This window comes from Legionella geestiana (assembly GCF_004571195.1).
Taxonomy (GTDB): Bacteria; Pseudomonadota; Gammaproteobacteria; order Legionellales; family Legionellaceae; genus Legionella_B; species Legionella_B geestiana.
This window is the reverse complement of the sequence record NZ_CP038271.1, coordinates 1,181,594-1,200,772: the sequence shown is the minus strand read 5'-3', so window position 1 is coordinate 1,200,772 and position 19,179 is coordinate 1,181,594. Positions and strand designations below refer to the sequence as shown.

Below are 19,179 nucleotides of genomic sequence, written 5' to 3'. Positions count from 1 at the left end.
AACGAAAGGGGATATTTTCATTTCGGCCCGACACCAATGGCATTTTCTATTGCAGAATGTTGAAAATTAGTGCACACTACCTTCGGTAATTGTTATTCTAAAGGTGTTTCAGGGGGTACTCATGAGCGGAAAAGGGTTGGAATACTGGCGGCGTATGGCCGAAAATGAATGGAGTAACCGCAGCGACACTTTTAAACAATGGGCCGGACGCCATGATGACACTGATTTCTATCCTCCGGAACAGCAACTCAGCGGTGGTGGTTACGCCTCGTCACGTACGCTTGGCGGCCAGGTAGCCCTGAGTCTTCTTCTTGCGTATGGTGAACTGTCCTTCACGACGCATGGTCGTGCCGCAAGGAATCTTGCCGATTCTAAATCAACTTACAATACAATCGAAGATATACTTGACAGGCTGCAAGGCTCATTGAGGGGGCCGCTGTATCGTGATGGTGATTTGTATAACATACTGCATGTCCTTAAGGAGAAAACTGGAAAGGACTATTTGCAATATTTCGATGTGAGAGATAAGCCCTCTCGATTTTTGGGATTTTTCTCTTTCTTTTGTTGCCAGGCTGAGCAACCTCCAAAACATACGCCCATACCGCGTATCGATGCCTTTGCTCTGACTATTCCATGCAGACCTTCGACAGATTATATGATTGATTTGGGCGCCTGCAGCAGGCGAGATCTTGAAAAGATGTTAGTGGCCGGGAAGATTATTCGGACTGGTACAACGGATAGCGACATTCCACTCAATCCGCCAGAACTGAGCATTGAGCATAAACGTGCCATCCTTAAGCGGATAGATTATCTAAAACAGCCGAGTGAAGCGCAGAGTATCTCAGCTCCTGCGTCCACCATAATATAAAGACGCCTCCAGGCAAAGTAGCTGCTGCGCAATATCCTGGATACCCGGGTTCTCGGGGTTCAGGATGCTGGTGTTAACCTCATGAACATCACAAAAACGCGTCACTGAACAGGTTTGCGGAAGGAACGCCTGCCAAAAACAGCCGGGTTTTTAACCGTTGTGTGGTCGCTTTAGGGCCGCACACATAGGCATGCGTGTTTTTGATATCAGATGACAGGCAGGACGCCGCTTTATCAAAAATATCAGCCTCAGGATACAGGCCTTCGCTTTTTAACACACAGGGAAAATAGCTAAAGTTTTCATGCAGTGATGCCAGTGCAAGCAATGCTTGCGCGTAATAAATATCGCCATCCTGAAGGCCGCCATGAATTAACGTAATTTTGCCCGTATGGCGCTCATGCAAGGCCATTTTGACGATAGCCAGTAAAGGCGCCAGTCCGGTGCCGGTTCCAATGAGGAGCATGTCAAATGCGGCGTTATCAGGATTCAGGTAATAGCATTTTCCAAAAGGGCCGCGAATAGTAACCGTTGTGTCGACGGTTGCTGTTGCGCGCAGCCACTGACTCATTCTTCCATCTTCTGTCAGCTTGATATGCAGCTCAATACAGCCATCCTCCGAAGGAATGTTGGCGATGGAATAGCTTCGCGATATCCCGTTGGGATTCGTGAGCGTGAGATATTGTCCGGGTATCCAGCGTTCGAGTTGTCCGGTCAGGAGTTTCATGCATATCACGTTGTGGGTCAGCGGATAGAGCCCGGTAATCATTGCCTCCTGCTCACACTCCGCCGCATCCACGTCTTTCAGGTGCATCATATGCTGAGGCTTTGCCTGACACGCGAGAAAATACCCCTGGGATTTTAACGTCTCTGGGAGACCCTCCTGCCATTCTGGCGCGATTGGACTGTCGCCTGCTTTTATCAGGCACGCCTGGCAAATGCCAGAACGGCAGGCATGCGGGTAATTAACATCATGCCGCAGGAGGCAATCCAGCACGGATTCCCCCGGCATGATTTCAAGAGCCCGATTGTTATAGTGCAGTTCAGTCATGCTGTTATCTGTCTAAAACATCATCACGAACGCTGTTGGCAATGGCCGCGACTTCCTGAATATCTGAATCATGGGCTCCGAGTTCCTGCAGGGTGGCGCCCAAATGTTCAATCACAATATCCACGTGGGAGTCGTTTAATTCGCGCTGGATTAAATGGCGATGACCCTCACGCATGCTTTTTCCGTTATACTGATTGGGGCCGCCAAACACCATGGTCAAAAAGCCTTTTTGCTTGAGAATTTGCTGCTCCATGTCCACATCACTAAAAAAATGACTCACCCGGTCATCGGTCAGCATTTTTCGATAAAAGATATCAACAGCGGCATTCACGGCATTTTGACCACCGAGGCGGGTAAATAAAGATTCAGACATGGTATCCCCCTTAAAGATGTATTTTAAATACATCTTATAAAAGGAAGTGGTAATCGTCAAGCCATGATTGAGGGAGAGAGCGTATGCAGTTAACGCAATTTACAGATTATTCATTGAGAGCATTGATATACATTGCACTGAGAAAAGAGCTTTGCACCATTAACGATATTGCCAGTGCTTATGCCATCTCATCCAACCATTTACTGAAAATCATCCACAATCTGGCAAAGATGGGGGTGATTAAAACCCTTCGTGGCAAAAGCGGTGGGATTATGATGGCGCAAAATCCATCCGATATTAATCTTGGAGAGCTTGTTATCAAACTCGAGCCGAATTTTGATGTAGTACCCTGTTTTAACGCGGACAAAGCCAATTGCTGCATTGCGCCTGCCTGTAAACTAAAACGCATTTTGTTTGAGGCGAAGGAGCGCTTTTTAGACGTTTTAAAAGGATACACACTGGAAGATATTCTGGAAAACGCAATGCCGTTGAAAGCACTGCTGGCCATTGATGAGCGGGCTTAAGTTTTTTCCGAGGGCATATATCGTGACAGATTCCCTGACGCCTGAGCATCGCTCAAGAAACATGGCGGCCATTAAATCAACGAACACACGGCCTGAGATGCTGGTCAGGCGCTACCTGCACGGGCTTGGTTTTCGTTATCAATTGCACCATGCTGATTTACCGGGAAAGCCCGATCTTTTCCTGAAAAAGTATCATACCGCCATCTTCATTCATGGCTGCTTCTGGCACCGGCATGAACACTGTAAATATGCGTATACACCAAAGTCGAATCTGGAGTTCTGGCAAACCAAGTTTCAGAAAAACATTGAAAACGATGCGCGCAAACAGGCGCTACTTCTGGAAGCCGGGATTAACGTAGTGGTTATCTGGGAGTGCGAGATTAAAAACGGGTCGTTTAAACACTGGATTGTGGACGTACTTCAAGAAAATTCTGGAGTAACGCATGACCGTGGCTCGTGAGTATCGATTCCGGGTGAAACTGCACGCCGGTTACCGGGAGCTCCCGATGCTGTAAGCCCATAATTTCCCCATCCATGCTGGTTGCGCTGATGGTCAAACAATCCGGCAAATCATCCCGGCTGACCGCAAGCGAATGGTAGCGCGCCGCTTTAAACGGTGTTGGAATATTTCGGAAAATCCCCTGGCCATCGTGCATAATCAGCGATGCGCGACCGTGCATCGGGGGAGTGGCGCGCTTAATGCGTGCACCAAAGGCCTGAGCAATCGCCTGATGCCCAAGACAGACCCCCAAAAGGGGAATGCATCCCGAAAAGCGGCGAATCACATCAAGCGTGATGCCGGCATCATCAGGTGTGCAGGGGCCTGGTGAAAGCACAATGTGGCTTGGCTGCATCGCTGCAATCGCATCCAGCGAAAGCGCATCATTACGCCTGACATCGGTTTGAAACCCGCACTCCCGAATAAGGCGCGCCAGGTTGTGTACAAACGAGTCGTAATTATCGATGAGTAATATCATGGAGCCTCCCGAGTGCCTCAGCAAGGGGGCGCGCCTTGACGAGCGTTTCCTGGTATTCGCTCTCGGGGCAGGAGTCGGCGACAATCGCGCCTCCCGCCTGAAAATTGACTGTATTACCATGGAGAGTGCAGGTGCGAATGGCAATGGAGGTATCCATGCATCCGTTAAATCCTATAAACCCGAGGCTGCCGCAGTAAATTCCACGGCGTGTGGGTTCTATTTCCGCGATGATTTCCATGGCGCGAATTTTAGGCGCCCCGGTAATGGAGCCTCCTGGAAACGTTGCCTGCAGCAGGTCGAGCGCATCGCAATCGGGGCAGAGTTCTCCTGTTATTACCGAAACCAGATGATGCACAGCGGGATAGGTTTCAAGCCCGCAAAGCGTTGTGACTTTCACGGAATGGTCCTTACAAACCCTTGATAAATCATTACGCAGCAAATCGACAATCATGACATTTTCAGCGTTATCCTTTTCACTGTTTTTAAGCGACTCCGCCAAAGCCCGGTCACTTTCCGGGGTATCGCCGCGGGGGCGCGTGCCTTTGATGGGGCGGGTTTCAACAAAGCCCTGATGCAGGCGCAAAAAGCGCTCGGGGGATGCGGAAACGACTTGAAAATCGCCAAGATTCAAAAAGGCTGCAAAGGGTGCGGGATTGGTGGTTCGAAGGATTTTATAGAGCTCAAAGGGCAAAACCCCCTCCGGCATGCTCCCTGAAAAACGCTGGGAAATATTCGTCTCAAAAATATCCCCGGCAAGGATATAGTCCTGAACACATTTTATCGCCTGAATGTATGCGGCCTTTTCAAAATTAGGCGAATAGTCAGCAGCCACGTTTGCTGCGGTGACCTTTGGATGATAATTTTTGGTGCCCTCGCATTGGATGGCATCAAGAAAATGGTGCAGCCGCTGCAAGGCTCTGGCAGACTGTTTCGCCGGATTTTTTTCAGGATAGCCGGTGGAGACAATCCACGCTTTTTGAAGGACATTATCAAACGAAATCACCACATCATAAAAACCGACCGCCATATCCGGGAATCCCGTGTCATCGAGTGCGTGCATCGGAATTTTCTCAAGGTATTGATACAGGTCATAGGAGAACGCCCCGGCAAGCCCCCCCTGAAACGGCGGCAGGTCTGGAATAAGGGGATGAGTCATTTCATGAAGCTGCGCCTTTAAATACTGAAACGGGTTCTCATGATGCAGCAGCGGCACGCCATCCTGCAACAGCTCTCCATCCTTGACCCATATGACCTGACAGGGCTCCAGCGCAATATAACTGTAACGGCCATAGACAGGATGCTCGAGTGCGCTGTCAAATAAAAATGCCCATTTTTTCTCGTGAAATCGCTCAAAAATCATCATTGGATTTTCAAAGGGTATTTCTTTTATCTGAGGGAGGGTGGTAGATTCCTGCATCATAAGCGTCAATTTTTGGTCAAGCACTGGCGCAGACTTTACCTCAGGACCCTCTGACTGGCAATGCCTGCTTCCTGTGCTACACTCAGATTCTCATCACCAAAAAGCACTGCTGGAAAGGAGTTCCTCATGTCCGTTAAGGCCTATGCCGCCCAATCTGCAACAACCCCGCTTGCTCCATGGACCATTGAGCGCCGCACACCCGGCGCACGCGATGTGGTCATTGATATTCTCTATTGTGGCGTTTGTCATTCCGATTTGCACACGGCACGCGGTGAGTGGCCGGGCGTGCAGTTTCCTTCGGTCCCCGGGCATGAAATTGTGGGTCGGGTGACGGCCGTGGGGAAGGACGTGAAAAAGTTTCGTGTTGGCGAAATCGCAGGTGTGGGCTGTATGGTCGACAGCTGCCGTACCTGCAATTCCTGCAAAGAGCACCTTGAAAACTATTGCGAGGGCCCGGTGGGTGCGACAGGCACTTATAATGGCCCCATGGGTGGCATGGGTCCCAATACCTTTGGCGGTTATTCTGAGTCGATTGTGGTTGACGAAGACTTTGTGCTGCGCATTACCCATCCTGAAAAAGACATCGCCGCCGTTGCACCGCTTTTGTGCGCCGGTATCACCACCTATTCGCCGCTTCGCCACTGGAAAGTGGGCCCCGGTAAAAAAGCAGGCGTGGTCGGTATCGGGGGCCTTGGTCATATGGGCATAAAACTGGCGCGCGCCCTTGGCGCACATGTGGTGGCGTTTACCACCTCGCCATCCAAGATTGAAGATGCGCTGGCGCTTGGCGCGCATGAGGTGGTCGTGTCAACGGATAATGCGCAGATGGCAGCGCACCACAGGAGCTTTGATTTCATCCTGAATACGGTTGCGGCTCCGCATAATCTCGATACATTTGTTGCTCTCCTGAAACGCGATGCCACCATGACACTCGTAGGCGCACCGGCAACCCCGCATCCGACGCCGAATATCTCAAATCTGGTGTTTGGTCGCCGCTCCATTGCCGGCTCGTTGATTGGCGGCATTGCTGAAACGCAGGAAATGCTTGATTTCTGCGCAAAGCACGGTATCACGGCTCACATTGAAGAGATAGCCATGCAGGACATTAATAAAGCCTACGACCGAATGCTGAAAAGCGATGTCAAATACCGTTTCGTCATTGACATGAAGACGCTTCGCGACTCGAAGTAAGGCCGTTTCACGGTTTATACGGAGAGCGATTCATAGGGTAACCTTTTGTCTTTTTCACCCGCAGGCGTTGGTATTTTCTGGAAAATGCGATTGAGGTTACGGTTATCAATCGCTTCACCGTCGGCACTCAGGCGATGTGCCGACATGTTATAGATATGCAGCGTCACGCTGACACCCTCACCTAATCCCTTGCGCCGTTTGAGCTGGTGGACAAAATTGTCCTGCAGATTATCGGTACTGGTATGAAAGCGATGGCGGTCGGCGCGGCGGACACAGCGGGCGTGGGTGTCTGATTCGGCCTCGTAATATTTTTCACTGACCACGCCCTGAAGAACGGTAACAGCGCCTCGGTAACTGTGGTCGTGAATGGAGGTTTTCTGCTTTTCTCCGAGCGCGAATACCCAGATGGACACGGGGTCTTTGGAGTTTTGATTGTCATAGAGGAGATAGCGGCTCGCACCAGCTGTGGCGGATGCGTGTGCCGTGTAGACGGAAGTGTCCACAACCAGTCTGCCTTCTGCAAGCATCATTGGGAGTGACGTGGCAATGCTTTTGAAGGACACATCATCAAGGCCTGCGATGGCCTCTGCAATCGCGAGGCGGTTGCTGGCTAAAATCACTTCCTGTGACACCATATCATGCTCCTTTGGGTAAAACGCGGTGGCAGAAAGGTTTTATCATGCCGCAAAACCAACGTTTCGGAAATCATTCTGACTAGACACTATTTTTGTATATCACCTGAAAAAATACCTTCACCACTGGTATTTGCCGCGTTTGAAACGTTACTATTATGCTTTGTTCGATATGGAGTTTAGCGTGGAATCCTTAATAACCCTGGGGCTTCTTGCCCTTTTTGCAGTCATTCTGGTGCTTGCCGGCGTTAAAGCCGTGCCGCAGTCCGAGGAATGGACGGTGGAGCGTTTTGGCCGATATACACATACTCTGGCACCGGGGCTCGCGCTAATCATTCCTTTTATTGACCGTATTGGTTATCGTGTTAACAAACGCGAGCGTGTACTTGATATTCCGCCGCAGGAAATTATTTCTTCAGATAACGCGATGGTCACCATTGACGCCGTATGCTTTTTCCAGGTGGTGGATGTGGCCAAATCGGCCTATCAGGTGGAAAACCTTGAACTCGCCATTCGTAACCTGACCATGACCAACATCCGTACAGTTCTTGGTTCGCTGGAGCTCGATGCCATGTTGAGTCAGCGCGATGGCATCAACAACAAGCTGATGCATGTGGTGGACCAGGCAACGTCTCCGTGGGGTGTTAAAGTGACCCGTATCGAGATTCGTGACATTCGACCGCCGAAAAATCTTGTGGATGCGATGGCCAACCAGATGAAAGCCGAGCGGGAAAAGCGCGCCGCGATTTTGTCGGCAGAGGGCGACCGACAGGCAGAAATTTTGCGGGCAGAAGGCCTGAAGCAGGGGCAGATTTTAGGCGCCGAGGCGGACCGGCAGCAGGCGTTTCTTGCAGCCGAAGCCCGCGAGCGTACCGCCGAAGCGGAAGCGAATGCCACCCGCATGCTGTCAGAAGCAATTGCTGCGGGTAACATGAACGCCGTTAACTACTTCGTTGCTGAAAAATACCTTAGAGCACTGGAAGCCATCGGGCGCGGCGAAAATGCAAAAACCGTCTTCCTGCCCATGGAGGCGAGCGGCATTCTTGGCGCGCTTGGCGGTTTGAAAGAAATGTTGAAAGAACAGCCCGGGAGATAATCTATCATGCAATGGATAGTATACTGGCATTGGCTGGCACTCGGGTTCGTGCTGATTATCGCAGAATCGCTTGGTGCATCGGGATTTCTGGTTGCACTGGGAACCGCCGCCTGGGTGACGGGGGCGCTGACATGGATATTCGCGTTGTCCTGGGAGTGGCAGCTTATCCATTTTTCCCTGTGGTGTCTGGTGTCGGGCTATGTCTGGTGGCGTATTTTTCGCCGGGAGCGAAACCAGTCTGCACCTTCACTCAACCGCCCTCTGGAAGCCCTCGTGGGGCGGGAGGCGACCCTCGTTCGCGCCATTGAAAACGGGGAAGGCGGCATTCGCCTCAACGATGCCAGCTGGCTTGTGACAGGACCTGATTTGCCCACCGGTACCCGCGTGCGAGTAACGGGTGTCAGTGGCGGTCTGCTGGTCGTTGAGGCGCTGTCTTCAAGCCGCGAATAGCCCCGCAATGACTGCGCCAGTCTACTGGGTGTACATCCTTGAATGTGAAAATGATTCACTCTACACTGGCTACACGACTAATCTTTTACGCCGTTTCGAAGAGCATAAGCGCGGTATCCGCTGCCGCTACACCCGCAGCTTTAAACCGCGCGCCATTGCAGGAGCATGGTATACGGAAGACCGCGGGCAGGCGCTTTCCATGGAACGGTTTTTAAAAAGCCTTGGGAAAGCGCAGAAGCTCGCGTTTATTACCGCCCCTGAACGGCTGGTCGAGCATTTCGCACACAGAGGCCCCGTCCTCATCTGGGAGGAGCGGGACAGACAGGAGGTTGAAAATGGCACACAAGGAATGGCCGGCGAATGACTATGCGGTCGGTTCTATCATTCAGGCAACGATATCTGACGAGTATACCCGTACACTGTCTATCCCGGAAACGGCAAGGGTGCTCGATGTGGGCTGCGGTGATGGTGCCTACTCGCGTAAAATTCTTGTGAAAGTTCCGCGTGGGGAAGTGCTGGGCGTAGATGCTTCTGCCAACATGCTGAAGCTGGCGCGTGAAGTGTCGCGCGAATTCCCTAATTTTTCGGTGCGTGAGGCGGATATTACCGCGCTCGATATGTACGATACGTTCGACCAGGCCGTCTCATTCTGGTGTCTGCAATGGGTACAGGACATCCGGGCCGCTTTTGAGAGCATCATGCATGCGCTGGTGCCTGGTGGAAAGCTCCTGGCGCTGCTGCCGGCCGGACATGATCCCTATATTCTTGGGTACTATGCGCTGCGCGATTCGGGAGAGTTTCCACAACTTGCGCATTTTGTGCCGCCCATGCGTTATGAGCTTCTTGAGAATCTGCAGGCGATGCTCGCTTCCATTCCCTGTCGACGGCTAACGGTTGAACGCACCTCGCATACGGTGACCTTGCCATCGCTGGATACTTACCGAAAATTTGTCAACGGACTGGCGTTTTACCACGGACAGATGTCAGAGGCAGAGGTGCACGCCATTAACGAGGCGCTGGTTGCCCATTTTGACGCGGAGTGTCGCCAGCAATTTGCAGGTGAGTATCGATTTTACATCGATACGCTGGTCGTGACGGGCGAAAAATAGAATGCCATCATCACGAGGCGTTCATCAGAATGTATTCAGGGCGTGTCATCAATCGAGTTTTTCACTTCAAAAAATGAGGACACGCCCTAATTGATGACATGCTCCTTAGGGGATGGCTGTGGTGAGGTTAACAGCACGGTCCTTGCCAGCTTTTCACGGAGCAGAGCCCCCAAATCACTGGTACCCAGCTTCTGATGCTGTTGCAAAAACTCTTCAATAAAGGCTTTTGACATCTCAGGCTCTTGTTTTTGCAATGCTTTAAATAAGTTCTTAGCCATGAGGCGGGTTGTAGAGCGTGTAAAGAGCCTCGAGCCTATGGGAGAGGGGTGTGTTTCCAGCCAGCTGCGTATCAATTGCAGACATTGAATTTTAAGGATTTCGCAAGCGCTTTTACCTTCAAGGCTAAGCTGGTAGAACTCTTTGCCCATATGTCGGTCATTAACGTGAATGACAGTCAGCGGCACAGGTAATTTGTTTTTGTAGGGTGTTATCGCATAAATCGCATCTTTCAAATCATCTGCAACCACAATCTTTGAAGTATGCTGTAAGTGGTTTTGTAAAAACAGTTCAAACATGAGCGCTTTGACATGTGGAAGCTGTCTGATATTTGTATGGCGGGTGGCAATGAGCTTCATAAGCATGGATTTATTGAATACCTTATTGGCATCCTCTGTGCACGCATTGGCAAAAGCCTGTCCGGGAGACGCGGAATATTCAAGCGTATCGAAGAGAGCTTCTATGGCTTTATAAGAAGCTAAAAAATTTGAAAAAAAGGCTTCAAACGCTTCTCCATGAAACACATTCGTCCATTCGCGGCGCAGGTCTTTCATGAATGCATCGGCACTTTCCAGGTCAATCTTGTCCCATAAGAGATCCATCGGGGCCATTACCCCATGAACGGTAAAATGCTCAGATTCAAGCATTGCAATCAAGCGCCGTCTATCTTGCATACGGTCCTGAGTGAAGAGCATATCGGTAAAGAAGTAGACATCTGTAATGCCCGCTGCCTTTAATGAACTTAACAAGTCATGGTTAATTTCGTCATCTTTGTTAAAAACCACGGTATGATCGACATCCAACAAAGCAAAAGCGGTTTTTTCTGGACTGGCTGCCATGCGTATTCCTTATGATAACGGGCATTAAATGTGTTTAAATTATACAATAAGAATTCTTAAGCGAAGCTTAGGGTGTGGTCCTCATTGCATGATGTGGAAGCGAAAATGTGGCGGTTTGGTGTCACCTTATGGAATGAGGTCATGTAAAGGTCTGCGCTTACAAGGCGTTTAAGAACCGTGTTAACCACCAGGCTCGGCGGACAGACGGATTTGACAAACCCGCATGCAGCTTGGTAAGGTGGGGGCTTGTGAGTTTAAAATATAGACATCAACCGCCATCATGTATCTGTTATCGTCACCTTACAGTCATACTGCATGCACCGCATCCGCTGCGGGCAATGTCTGCCACATTATTCAAACCTCCTCTTTCCCCTGGGGTGGTTGATACGTGTCCGCACCTCTCCAGGGGAGAGGTGCCGCGGATGCTGACTCGACCTGTCCCTGTCTGATTTTGGAGAACATTCATGATGCAAGCGCAATCTGAATCTGCCCCCGTTTTAACAAAAACGACCGCCTGGCCCTACATCCTCTGGCTGTTTCCGGTGCTCTTTTTTGCCTATCAGTTTATTTTGCGTCTGTGGCCCGGGCTGATGATGCACCCCATCATGCAGCAGTTATCCATTGATGCCAGCCAGTTTGGGTTAATTGCGGCCTTTTATTACTACGGTTACGCAGGCATGCAAATTCCGGCGGCACTGTTGCTCGAGCGTTTTGGCGTTGCGCGTGTGATGTTTGGTTTTGCCCTCCTTTGTGCCATTGCCACCGCCATGTTTACCCTGAGCAACAGCCTCTGGCTCTCGTGTCTCAGCCGATTTTTGGTCGGCGCGGGTTCGGCAATTGGGTTTCTCGGTGTGTCTCAGGTGATAGCCCACTGGTTTCCAAAAGCGCACTTTGCGCGCATGACCGGTTTTTCTTTCTCGCTTGGCCTGATGGGCGCTGTTTATGGCGGCAAGCCGGTAACACTCTTGATTGATGCATGGAACTGGAAGCAGGTGGGACTGATGCTGGCCGTGGCCGCTTTTGTGATTGGCAGCCTTATCTGGATAGTGTTCAGCATGCGCCGCACGCATGCTCCACGCGATACAGCCGGTGCATCGATGACGCTGTCAGATTTTCGCCCGCTGCTTGCTTCTCGTGAGCTGTGGCTGCTCGCACTTGCGAATCTCCTGATGGTGGGAGCACTCGAGGGCTTCAGTGATGTGTGGGGCGTACCCTGGCTCACTGTTAAATATGCGCTTAATCGCGCGGATGCGGCACAGCTCGTATCTTTTGTATACATTGGGATGCTCTTTGGCGGTCCGCTGCTTGCGACATTGAGCCTGCGTTTTGGCAATCTCGCTGTCATTGCACTCTCCGGCGTCGGGATTGCGCTCATTTTCTGCGCGTTGCTGCTCTCGGCAACCATGCCACTCTGGGAGCTTGCGGTACTCTTTTTTGTCATGGGGCTTTTATGCTGTTACCAGGTGATAGTGTTTGCCGCGGGTGCAGAGGCGGTACGTGCGGAGTACCTCGGTGTCTGCATCGCTTTTCTTAACTGCATCAACATGCTTGGCGGGTCTTTTTTTCATACCGTTACCGGGCGACTGCTCGACCGCTTCTGGAATGGCGCACTGAGTGTGGACGGCATACGCCTCTACAGCGTTGAGGCGTATCGTCAGGCATTGATGGTGATTCCGTTATGTGCACTCCTTGGTGTTTTACTCGTTGTGTGCCTCGCGTGGCGCTCGCGTCTCAGTGGAAGATGCGCGTTAAACGGGGTATGATGAGCCTCTTTAAGACGATGCAAAGAGGGGAAGCACATGCGCCTTGCATTTTTCAGCACGCTGCTGTTGCTTGCGGTTTCTGTCAGCGGGTATGCATTGGATAACGACTACCGTTCGCAGGTTCAGCAGCGCATCGCGCCCATTGGTCAGGTGCAGGTTGAAGGAGCGGATGTGCCTGCACAACCTGTCACGGTGGCTGCATCTCCTGCGGTGGAAAAAGCTCCCGGGGAGGCGACCTATTCGCAGTATTGCGCCGTTTGCCACCGAGACGGTATTGCCGGGGCGCCGCGCTTTCAAAATGCCGGTGACTGGGGGGCGCGTTTCAAGGAAAAAGGGCTGGATGGCCTGCTGCAATCATCCATTAAAGGCATTAACGCCATGCCGGCGCGTGGCACCTGCAATGACTGCACCGATGCCGACTTGAAAGCAGCCATCGAGTACATGTTGCCAAAATCATGAAGCGATTTCAGGCACTGTCACCAGACGTCCTGCTGACAGGAATCTCAGCGCTGATGCTCGCCGCATCCTTCTGGTTTCAGTATGTACAGGGACTCTCGCCCTGTCCGCTTTGTATTATGCAGCGACTCTGTGTGGCGCTGCTGCTGCTTTCAGGACTTGTCCTTAGTGTGTCAAAACGGCCGATGCTGCGCGCGTTTTTGTGGCTTTTTCAAACCTTAATGGCTCTTGCCGGTATTTTTTTTGCCGCACGTCAGCTGTGGCTCCAGTCACTGCCTCCCGCAAACCTGCCGGCATGCATGCCGGATTTGTCGCTTCTCCTTCGCTATTTTCCGCTGCAGGATGTTTTGCATGCACTCTTCTGGGGTTCTGGAGATTGCGCGGAGAAAGAATGGTCTTGGCTCGGCATCTCCATGCCCGGGTGGGTGCTTTTTTATTTTGTCGGCGTAGTGCTCGTGAGCGCAGTGTTTTTTGCGCGTGAGACAGGGCACAAAAAACGTTGAGAGCCCCCGTATATGCCGTTTGGTGAACGCAACTGAACCGTTACATGGCAGTCTTCATTTTCCCATCTATACTCAAAAAAAACCAACATGGAGGGTTAGGGGATGGAAACTGGAGCGAAAAAGGGAAAGCCTCTGCGTAAAACATCGGTGAAAAAACCCCGTAAAGAAAAAAATATCATGGGCCCTCAAAATTCGGCCCTGGCAAGCCAGAATCCTGACCGACTAAACCCGCCTGTCACAGATGCAGGTACCCTGCCGAACCTGAAATGGTCTTTTACAGACAGTCATATGCGGATTGAAGATGGCGGATGGGCACGGCAGACGACTATCCGCGAATTGCATATCGCCAGTGAAATTGCCGGCGTCAACATGCGCCTTGAGGCGGGTGCCATCCGCGAATTGCATTTTCACAAGGAAGCTGAATGGGCATACATGCTTAAAGGCGGTGCCCGTATTACGGCAGTCGACCAGGAATACCGCACCTTTGTCGATGATGTTTATGAGGGCGATCTCTGGTTCTTCCCGGCGGGTATTCCGCATTCCATTCAGGGGCTTGCCGATGACGGCTGTGAATTTTTGCTGGCATTTGATGACGGGCATTTTGACGAGAATGCCACCTTTCTCGTAAGTGACTGGTTTGCGCATACTCCGAAAGAAGTGCTGGCTAAAAACTTTAATGTTCCCATGAGTGCGTTTGACAACATTCCCGAAAAAGAGCTCTATATTTTCAAATCAGACGTTCCTGGTCCACTGACGGCAGAACGGCTCAAGGGTGCAGGTCCTGTTCCCAGATGGTTCAGCCACCGCATGATGGCACAGGCGCCTATACGCACGAAAAGCGGTACCGTGCGCATTGCCGATTCCCGTAATTTTCCAGCGGCACAAACCATTGCTGCAGCCCTTGTGGAAATTGAACCAGGCGGCATGCGGGAGCTCCACTGGCATGCCAATGGGGACGAATGGCAGTATTATCTCTCAGGACAGGGCCGCATGACCGTCTTTGCTTCCGGCGGAACTGCCGCGACCTTTGACTATCGCGCGGGCGATGTCGGTTATATCCCGAAATTCATGCCCCATTATGTGGAAAATACCGGTAAAACGACCCTGCGGTTTTTGGAGTTGTTCCGAAGCAATCATTTCGAAGACATCTCGCTTGCGCAATGGCTCGCACTGACACCCCATGAGCTGGTTCGGGCACATCTGCATATTGATGAGTCGGTCCTTGCCAAAATTCCGAAACATGAAACCCCGATTGTTCCGGATTAATCATGGAAAATACCGGCACCTTGTGTGATAACCGGCATTTTGGCAGTCCATGGTGGCGCAGCATCCGCATCGTGGGGCCCGGGGCACTCGTTGCCGTGGGCTACATTGACCCCGGGAACTGGGCAACCGGCCTCGCGGGTGGCTCCACGGCCGGATATGCTCTCCTGTTTGTCGTGCTGATGTCGAGCATCATTGCCATGCTGTTGCAAATCATGTGCGCACGCCTCGGCATCGCTACAGGCATGGATCTCGCTCAGGCATCCCGCGAAGCGTGGCCACGTTTTGCCTTACCGGGCTGGATTGTGGCCGAACTCGCGATTATTGCGACCGATCTCGCTGAAGTACTGGGTGCGGCCATTGCCCTGCAACTGTTATTCGGCATGCCCATCGCGCTCGGAGTGATTCTCACCACGATGGATGTCTTACTGCTCCTGGCGCTCGAGCGATGGGGCTCCTCGCTGCTCGAGCGACTGGTCGCGTCCTTTCTTTTCCTGATAGCCGCAGGATTTGCCTACGAGCTTATCCTCGCGCGCCCGGCTTTTTATGACGTTCTGCATGGCTTTTTGCCTTCCCGCACGCTGATACAGGATTCGGGCATCCTCTACCTTGCCATCGGCATTGTGGGCGCTACCGTCATGCCTCACAACCTGTATCTGCATTCCAGCCTCGTAATCCGTCAGGCAGCCGGCGCTGATAAACGGAAAGCGGCATGGCTCGCATCGCTCAATACCATCATCTCGCTGGCATGTGCCTTAGTCCTGAACGCGGCACTGGTGATACTGGCAGCGAGTACCTTTCATCATGCGAGTATTACGGATGTGGCAGACCTTTCAACGGCACACGGTCTGCTGGCGCCGCTGCTCGGTACGGGAATGGCCGCAACGGTTTTCGCCATCATGCTGCTGCTCTCAGGGCAAAGTGCCACCATTACAGGCACCATGGCAGGCCAGGTTGTGATGTCGGGATTTGTGCGCCTGCAGATGAAGCCCTGGAAACGCCGCCTGCTGACACGTACGCTCGCACTCTTTCCAGCGCTGCTGACCATCTACTGGTTTGGCGAATCATCCATCACCTGGCTGCTGTTAAGCTCTCAGGTCTTTCTGAGCTTTCAGCTGCCGTTTGCCATGCTGTCCCTCTTGATGTTGAGTTCAAATAAAAGTCGGATGGGGGAACTGGTAAATACCCGCTCCATGCAGTGGTTTGGATGGATAAGTGCGGTGATTATTCTGGCGGCAAACGCCATCCTCATTAAGGAAATTGTTTGTGCCGGGTGATGTGCCTTACTTATCTGTACGAGATGAAGCCTCCACTCACCAATACAGGCTGACTGCCTTTTGTTTCAATGCTGGCCAGCAAGCCGCATTCGGGCTATGATACGCGATTTTTCTTACGGTATTTTTTGCATGCCTGCCTTTCGCTGTGAAGTGCTCTGTGTTCATGCACACACCCGCGCGCGTGTCACCCGCGTGCACACGCCGCACGGCACTTTCGACACCCCCGTATTTATGCCGGTGGGAACGCGTGCCGGTGTTAACAACATGACGCCCGGCGAACTTCGTGCAGCCGGCAGCCAGATAATTCTTGGCGGTAATACTTACCATATGCTGTGTGCGCCAGGGATGGACGTCATTCGTGGCGCTGGTGGGATGCATCAGCTGATGGGCTGGAACGGGCCAATGCTCACGGATTCCGGCGGTTTTCAGGTGTTCAGCCTTTCCAAAAATCAGGAAATCTGCACCATCAATGAAACGGGGGCGCACTTTGTGATTCCCGAAACCGGCCGCCACATCCACATGACCCCGGAGATGTCGCTCGCCACCCAAAAAACCATCGGGGCCGACATCATCATGGCCTTTGATCAATGCACACCCGATGCGGCCACGCGCGATGAAGCACAACACATTCTGACGCGCACGCACCGCTGGCTGATGCAGTCCATTGCATACCAGGAGGCGCATCCCTGTTCAGATTATGGTCTGGAGCAGGCGCTTTTTGGCATCATCCAGGGCGGACAGTTTGCCGATTTGCGCCGTGAGAGCGCTGAGTTTGTAGCACACTCAGGTGTGGATGGGGTTGCCATTGGCGGCGAAACCGTGGGCTTTAATATGCCGGCCACGGTCGATGTCTTGCGTGCCGTCCACGATTTGCTGCCCGCGCACACATCGCGCTACACCATGGGTGTGGGCATGTCGCCGCAGGATTTGCTCGATGTCGTGGCCGAGGGGGTCGATATGTTTGACTGTGTAGCTCCGACACGCAACGCCCGTCACGGTGCACTATATTCTGGCAGGCTGGTTGCAGATGGGAACTGGCTGCGTTTTGCCAGTGATTTTGATCAGGGTCGGCTGCACATCAAAAAAGCCTGTTTTGCCAGTGATAAAGACCCCATCATGCCCGGCTGCACCTGTTATACCTGTACCCATTATTCCCGCGCCTGCCTGCATCAGCTCTTTAAGCAGAAAGCCATTGCATTCAGCGCGCTGGCCAGTATTCACAACGTGCATGTGCTGCATGCGGTTTGTACGGGCATGCGTGAATTAATTCTCAAAAACCCCCAACCTTCAGAGGAGCACCCATGATTCGAATTCATACGAGCAAAGGCGATATCGTGTTAAAGATGCATCCGGAAACAACCCCCAACACGGTGGCTAATTTTCTGGAATACGTGAACAGCGGATTTTACACGGATACCATTTTTCACCGTGTTATTAATGGTTTCATGATTCAGGGCGGCGGTCTTACTGAGGACATGGAAACTAAATCCACCAACACCCCGATTGAAAACGAAGCGGCGAATGCAAAACCTAACAAACGCGGTACCATCAGTATGGCGCGTACGGGCGATCCGCATTCAGCAACCGCGCAGTTTTTTATTAACCTTGTGGACAACAGTTTTCTGAATTTCCGTGATGCCAATCCGCAGGGATATGGGTATTGCGTATTTGGTGAAGTGGTTGAGGGCATGGACGTGGTTGATGCCATCGCCAAAGTTGCTACCACCAACCGCCGCGGACACTCCGATGTGCCAGCTGAGGCGGTGGTGATTCACAGTATTTCAGAAGAAAAAAGCGCATAATGCCCTTTTGCACACGTGTCCCTCTTATGCCAGCAGGGATGCGTGTGCGGTTTCTCGATGCAGGCAGATGACGAGGAGTCCAATCGCTGCAAATGCCATGACATAAAATGCCGGCGCGTACGGATTGCCGGTATATTCCACGAGCGCGAACGCCACCATTGGCAGGGTGCCTCCAAAAAATGCCTGACCAAGGTTATAGCCAGCAGCAACGCCCGTTGCCCGCATGGCGGTTGGAAACATTTCCGCAAGCATGGTGGGTACAGTCGCGTTGAGTGGCGCGAGAAGTGCAGCAAACACCATGGCCGCAGACAGTACGTACCACCAGTTTTTTTCCAGCAGCAACCAGAAAAGCGGAAAAATAAGCACGCATAGCCCAAGAGCGCCTGCGAGGAAGACCGGCCTGCGTCCGAGCTTATCAGAGAGCCATCCCATGACCGGGATGAGCAGCGTGAGAGTCAACATCCCAATAACGTTGACAGTTAAGGCTTCTGAAAGTGCAAACTTGCGCGTTTCAACCAGAAACGAGGTCAGCCATGCAATCAGCAGGTAATTGCCGATTGCGAGAATGCCCGTTAAGAGGATTGCAAAGAGCAGCTCCTGGCGGTGGGTACTGAGCAGGCTTCGAATGGGTGATGTTTTTTCATGGCGGTTGTCGGCAAAGACTGCCGGGTCAATGCTTTTAAGGCGCATATAAATGCCAATGAGCCCCAGCAACGCTCCAAAAAGATAAGCAAGGCGCCAGCCGATATTCAGCATGAAGTTCGCGCTGAAGGCGTGGCTCAGGAGAGACGCCACGAGGGCGCCGACAAGGGTTCCGATGAAAGCGGTGGTGAGAATAAGGCTGCCTGCGAATCCGCGGCGTTTCTCAGACATGTGTTCGATGAGAAACGTTGTCGAACCCGGGAGTTCCGCGCCAACGGCAATTCCCTGAACCATGCGAAGCCCCACAAAGATCAGCGGTGCCATCATCCCCATTTCGTTAAAACCTGGCAGGAGTGCAATAGCCAGCGTGCTTGCGGTCATGGTGCAAACGGAAATGATCAGCGCCTGTCGCCGTCCAAGCCGGTCAGCATACAGCCCGAGCAGTATGCCACCAAGGGGGCGCACCAGAAACCCAAGCGCGAATACGGCAAAGGTCGCAAGCAGCGAGAGAAAGGGCACTTCCATCGGGAAAAAATAGCGGGCGAAGAGCGGGGCAAAGTTTGCATAAAGCAGAAAGTCATACCACTCAAGCGCGTTGCCATAAAGGCCTGCAAAAACACTGCGTTTTTCGTCTGAAGTCATTGGGTCCATCCCTTAATAGAAGGCGAAA

22 protein-coding genes are annotated in these 19,179 nt (G+C 52.1%); 15 read left to right on the top strand and 7 right to left on the bottom strand.

Going from position 1 to position 19,179, the window contains the following annotated elements; genetic code table 11:
* Positions 1-121 precede the first annotated feature (121 nt).
* Positions 122-868 (top strand): hypothetical protein, encoded by a 747-nt coding sequence (locus tag E4T54_RS05285; protein WP_028386740.1) that lies wholly within the window; start codon positions 122-124, stop codon positions 866-868.
* Between the two features lie 88 nt (positions 869-956).
* On the opposite strand, the gene E4T54_RS05280 is transcribed toward E4T54_RS05285, so the two are convergent.
* On the bottom strand, positions 957-1,916 hold the full coding sequence (locus tag E4T54_RS05280; RefSeq protein WP_028386739.1) for an FAD-binding oxidoreductase: 960 nt from the start codon (positions 1,914-1,916) through the stop codon (positions 957-959).
* 4 nt (positions 1,917-1,920) lie between these two features.
* A complete protein-coding gene (locus E4T54_RS05275; protein WP_028386738.1) occupies positions 1,921-2,289 on the bottom strand; it encodes a group I truncated hemoglobin in 369 nt (122 codons plus the stop codon).
* Between the two features lie 83 nt (positions 2,290-2,372).
* Between E4T54_RS05275 and E4T54_RS05270 the strand changes: the two genes are divergently transcribed.
* Together E4T54_RS05270 and E4T54_RS05265 are read left to right on the top strand one after the other, a co-directional pair.
* Complete coding sequence (locus tag E4T54_RS05270; RefSeq protein ID WP_028386737.1) at positions 2,373-2,813, top strand: Rrf2 family transcriptional regulator; 441 nt, start codon at positions 2,373-2,375, stop codon at positions 2,811-2,813.
* Positions 2,814-2,835: 22 nt separating this feature from the next.
* Positions 2,836-3,273, top strand: coding sequence for a very short patch repair endonuclease (locus tag E4T54_RS05265; RefSeq protein ID WP_202971941.1), 438 nt, complete (start codon positions 2,836-2,838; stop codon positions 3,271-3,273).
* Here E4T54_RS05265 and E4T54_RS05260 read toward each other — a convergent pair.
* Both E4T54_RS05260 and pabB read right to left on the bottom strand, forming a co-directional pair.
* Positions 3,209-3,790, bottom strand: coding sequence for an anthranilate synthase component II (locus tag E4T54_RS05260; RefSeq protein ID WP_115152797.1), 582 nt, complete (start codon positions 3,788-3,790; stop codon positions 3,209-3,211). The two genes, E4T54_RS05265 and E4T54_RS05260, sit on opposite strands and share 65 nt — an antisense overlap.
* Entirely contained in the window at positions 3,771-5,210 is a 1,440-nt protein-coding gene (gene pabB, locus E4T54_RS05255) for an aminodeoxychorismate synthase component I (RefSeq protein WP_135100397.1), read from the bottom strand. Before pabB ends, E4T54_RS05260 begins: the two co-directional genes overlap by 20 nt.
* 126 nt (positions 5,211-5,336) lie before the next feature.
* Here pabB and E4T54_RS05250 point away from each other — a divergent pair, with 126 nt between their 5' ends.
* The gene (locus E4T54_RS05250) at positions 5,337-6,401 is read left to right on the top strand and encodes an NAD(P)-dependent alcohol dehydrogenase (RefSeq protein WP_028385910.1); all 1,065 of its coding nucleotides are present in this window, start codon (positions 5,337-5,339) and stop codon (positions 6,399-6,401) included.
* 14 nt (positions 6,402-6,415) lie between these two features.
* Here the strand turns inward: E4T54_RS05250 and E4T54_RS05245 are convergent, their stop codons facing one another.
* Positions 6,416-7,036 (bottom strand): cupin domain-containing protein, encoded by a 621-nt coding sequence (locus E4T54_RS05245; protein WP_051550822.1) that lies wholly within the window; start codon positions 7,034-7,036, stop codon positions 6,416-6,418.
* Positions 7,037-7,217: 181 nt separating this feature from the next.
* On the opposite strand from E4T54_RS05245, the gene E4T54_RS05240 reads away from it, so the two are divergent.
* The 4 genes from E4T54_RS05240 to E4T54_RS05225 are packed head-to-tail and all read left to right on the top strand — an operon-like array spanning position 7,218 to position 9,688.
* Positions 7,218-8,129 (top strand): SPFH domain-containing protein, encoded by a 912-nt coding sequence (locus E4T54_RS05240; RefSeq protein WP_218563584.1) that lies wholly within the window; start codon positions 7,218-7,220, stop codon positions 8,127-8,129.
* A gap of 6 nt (positions 8,130-8,135) precedes the next feature.
* The gene (locus E4T54_RS05235) at positions 8,136-8,579 is read left to right on the top strand and encodes an NfeD family protein (RefSeq protein ID WP_035901829.1); all 444 of its coding nucleotides are present in this window, start codon (positions 8,136-8,138) and stop codon (positions 8,577-8,579) included.
* A 7-nt stretch (positions 8,580-8,586) separates the two neighbouring features.
* Complete coding sequence (locus tag E4T54_RS05230; RefSeq protein WP_065230349.1) at positions 8,587-8,943, top strand: GIY-YIG nuclease family protein; 357 nt, start codon at positions 8,587-8,589, stop codon at positions 8,941-8,943.
* Positions 8,915-9,688 (top strand): class I SAM-dependent methyltransferase, encoded by a 774-nt coding sequence (locus E4T54_RS05225; RefSeq protein WP_028385907.1) that lies wholly within the window; start codon positions 8,915-8,917, stop codon positions 9,686-9,688. Before E4T54_RS05230 ends, E4T54_RS05225 begins: the two co-directional genes overlap by 29 nt.
* Positions 9,689-9,774: 86 nt before the next feature.
* Here E4T54_RS05225 and E4T54_RS05220 read toward each other — a convergent pair whose 3' ends face one another.
* Positions 9,775-10,803, bottom strand: a complete 1,029-nt coding sequence (locus tag E4T54_RS05220; protein WP_028385906.1) for a hypothetical protein — start codon at positions 10,801-10,803, stop codon at positions 9,775-9,777.
* Positions 10,804-11,267: 464 nt separating this feature from the next.
* Between E4T54_RS05220 and E4T54_RS05215 the strand changes: the two genes are divergently transcribed.
* The 7 genes from E4T54_RS05215 (at position 11,268) to E4T54_RS05185 (ending at position 17,867) form a co-directional block, all read left to right on the top strand.
* Positions 11,268-12,566 carry an MFS transporter gene (locus tag E4T54_RS05215; RefSeq protein WP_238582788.1) on the top strand — a complete coding sequence of 433 codons (1,299 nt, stop codon included), beginning with the start codon at positions 11,268-11,270 and terminating at the stop codon, positions 12,564-12,566.
* Positions 12,567-12,602: 36 nt separating this feature from the next.
* Entirely contained in the window at positions 12,603-13,025 is a 423-nt protein-coding gene (locus E4T54_RS05210) for a c-type cytochrome (protein ID WP_028385904.1), read from the top strand.
* The gene (locus tag E4T54_RS05205; protein WP_051550821.1) at positions 13,022-13,525 is read left to right on the top strand and encodes a disulfide bond formation protein B; all 504 of its coding nucleotides are present in this window, start codon (positions 13,022-13,024) and stop codon (positions 13,523-13,525) included. Before E4T54_RS05210 ends, E4T54_RS05205 begins: the two co-directional genes overlap by 4 nt.
* A gap of 102 nt (positions 13,526-13,627) precedes the next feature.
* Positions 13,628-14,791, top strand: coding sequence for an oxalate decarboxylase family bicupin (locus tag E4T54_RS05200; protein ID WP_051550820.1), 1,164 nt, complete (start codon positions 13,628-13,630; stop codon positions 14,789-14,791).
* A 2-nt stretch (positions 14,792-14,793) separates the two neighbouring features.
* Positions 14,794-16,065 (top strand): Nramp family divalent metal transporter, encoded by a 1,272-nt coding sequence (locus E4T54_RS05195; RefSeq protein WP_051550819.1) that lies wholly within the window; start codon positions 14,794-14,796, stop codon positions 16,063-16,065.
* Positions 16,066-16,194: 129 nt separating this feature from the next.
* Entirely contained in the window at positions 16,195-17,370 is a 1,176-nt protein-coding gene (gene tgt / locus E4T54_RS05190; protein ID WP_028385902.1) for a tRNA guanosine(34) transglycosylase Tgt, read from the top strand.
* Complete coding sequence (locus E4T54_RS05185; RefSeq protein WP_028385901.1) at positions 17,367-17,867, top strand: peptidylprolyl isomerase; 501 nt, start codon at positions 17,367-17,369, stop codon at positions 17,865-17,867. Before tgt ends, E4T54_RS05185 begins: the two co-directional genes overlap by 4 nt.
* Positions 17,868-17,891: 24 nt before the next feature.
* Here the strand turns inward: E4T54_RS05185 and E4T54_RS05180 are convergent, their stop codons facing one another.
* Positions 17,892-19,151, bottom strand: a complete 1,260-nt coding sequence (locus E4T54_RS05180) for an MFS transporter (protein WP_028385900.1) — start codon at positions 19,149-19,151, stop codon at positions 17,892-17,894.
* Between the last annotated feature and the right edge of the window lie 28 nt (positions 19,152-19,179).

Coding starts and splice junctions, on each gene's coding strand:
- E4T54_RS05285 (WP_028386740.1), top strand. CDS start 122: ATGAGCGGAAAAGGGTTGGAATACTGGCGGCGTATGGCCGAAAATGAA.
- E4T54_RS05280 (WP_028386739.1), bottom strand. CDS start 1,916: ATGACTGAACTGCACTATAACAATCGGGCTCTTGAAATCATGCCGGGG.
- E4T54_RS05275 (WP_028386738.1), bottom strand. CDS start 2,289: ATGTCTGAATCTTTATTTACCCGCCTCGGTGGTCAAAATGCCGTGAAT.
- E4T54_RS05270 (WP_028386737.1), top strand. CDS start 2,373: ATGCAGTTAACGCAATTTACAGATTATTCATTGAGAGCATTGATATAC.
- E4T54_RS05260 (WP_115152797.1), bottom strand. CDS start 3,790: ATGATATTACTCATCGATAATTACGACTCGTTTGTACACAACCTGGCG.
- pabB (WP_135100397.1), bottom strand. CDS start 5,210: ATGATGCAGGAATCTACCACCCTCCCTCAGATAAAAGAAATACCCTTT.
- E4T54_RS05250 (WP_028385910.1), top strand. CDS start 5,337: ATGTCCGTTAAGGCCTATGCCGCCCAATCTGCAACAACCCCGCTTGCT.
- E4T54_RS05245 (WP_051550822.1), bottom strand. CDS start 7,036: ATGGTGTCACAGGAAGTGATTTTAGCCAGCAACCGCCTCGCGATTGCA.
- E4T54_RS05235 (WP_035901829.1), top strand. CDS start 8,136: ATGCAATGGATAGTATACTGGCATTGGCTGGCACTCGGGTTCGTGCTG.
- E4T54_RS05230 (WP_065230349.1), top strand. CDS start 8,587: ATGACTGCGCCAGTCTACTGGGTGTACATCCTTGAATGTGAAAATGAT.
- E4T54_RS05225 (WP_028385907.1), top strand. CDS start 8,915: ATGGCACACAAGGAATGGCCGGCGAATGACTATGCGGTCGGTTCTATC.
- E4T54_RS05220 (WP_028385906.1), bottom strand. CDS start 10,803: ATGGCAGCCAGTCCAGAAAAAACCGCTTTTGCTTTGTTGGATGTCGAT.
- E4T54_RS05215 (WP_238582788.1), top strand. CDS start 11,268: ATGATGCAAGCGCAATCTGAATCTGCCCCCGTTTTAACAAAAACGACC.
- E4T54_RS05210 (WP_028385904.1), top strand. CDS start 12,603: ATGCGCCTTGCATTTTTCAGCACGCTGCTGTTGCTTGCGGTTTCTGTC.
- E4T54_RS05205 (WP_051550821.1), top strand. CDS start 13,022: ATGAAGCGATTTCAGGCACTGTCACCAGACGTCCTGCTGACAGGAATC.
- E4T54_RS05200 (WP_051550820.1), top strand. CDS start 13,628: ATGGAAACTGGAGCGAAAAAGGGAAAGCCTCTGCGTAAAACATCGGTG.
- E4T54_RS05195 (WP_051550819.1), top strand. CDS start 14,794: ATGGAAAATACCGGCACCTTGTGTGATAACCGGCATTTTGGCAGTCCA.
- tgt (WP_028385902.1), top strand. CDS start 16,195: ATGCCTGCCTTTCGCTGTGAAGTGCTCTGTGTTCATGCACACACCCGC.
- E4T54_RS05185 (WP_028385901.1), top strand. CDS start 17,367: ATGATTCGAATTCATACGAGCAAAGGCGATATCGTGTTAAAGATGCAT.
- E4T54_RS05180 (WP_028385900.1), bottom strand. CDS start 19,151: ATGACTTCAGACGAAAAACGCAGTGTTTTTGCAGGCCTTTATGGCAAC.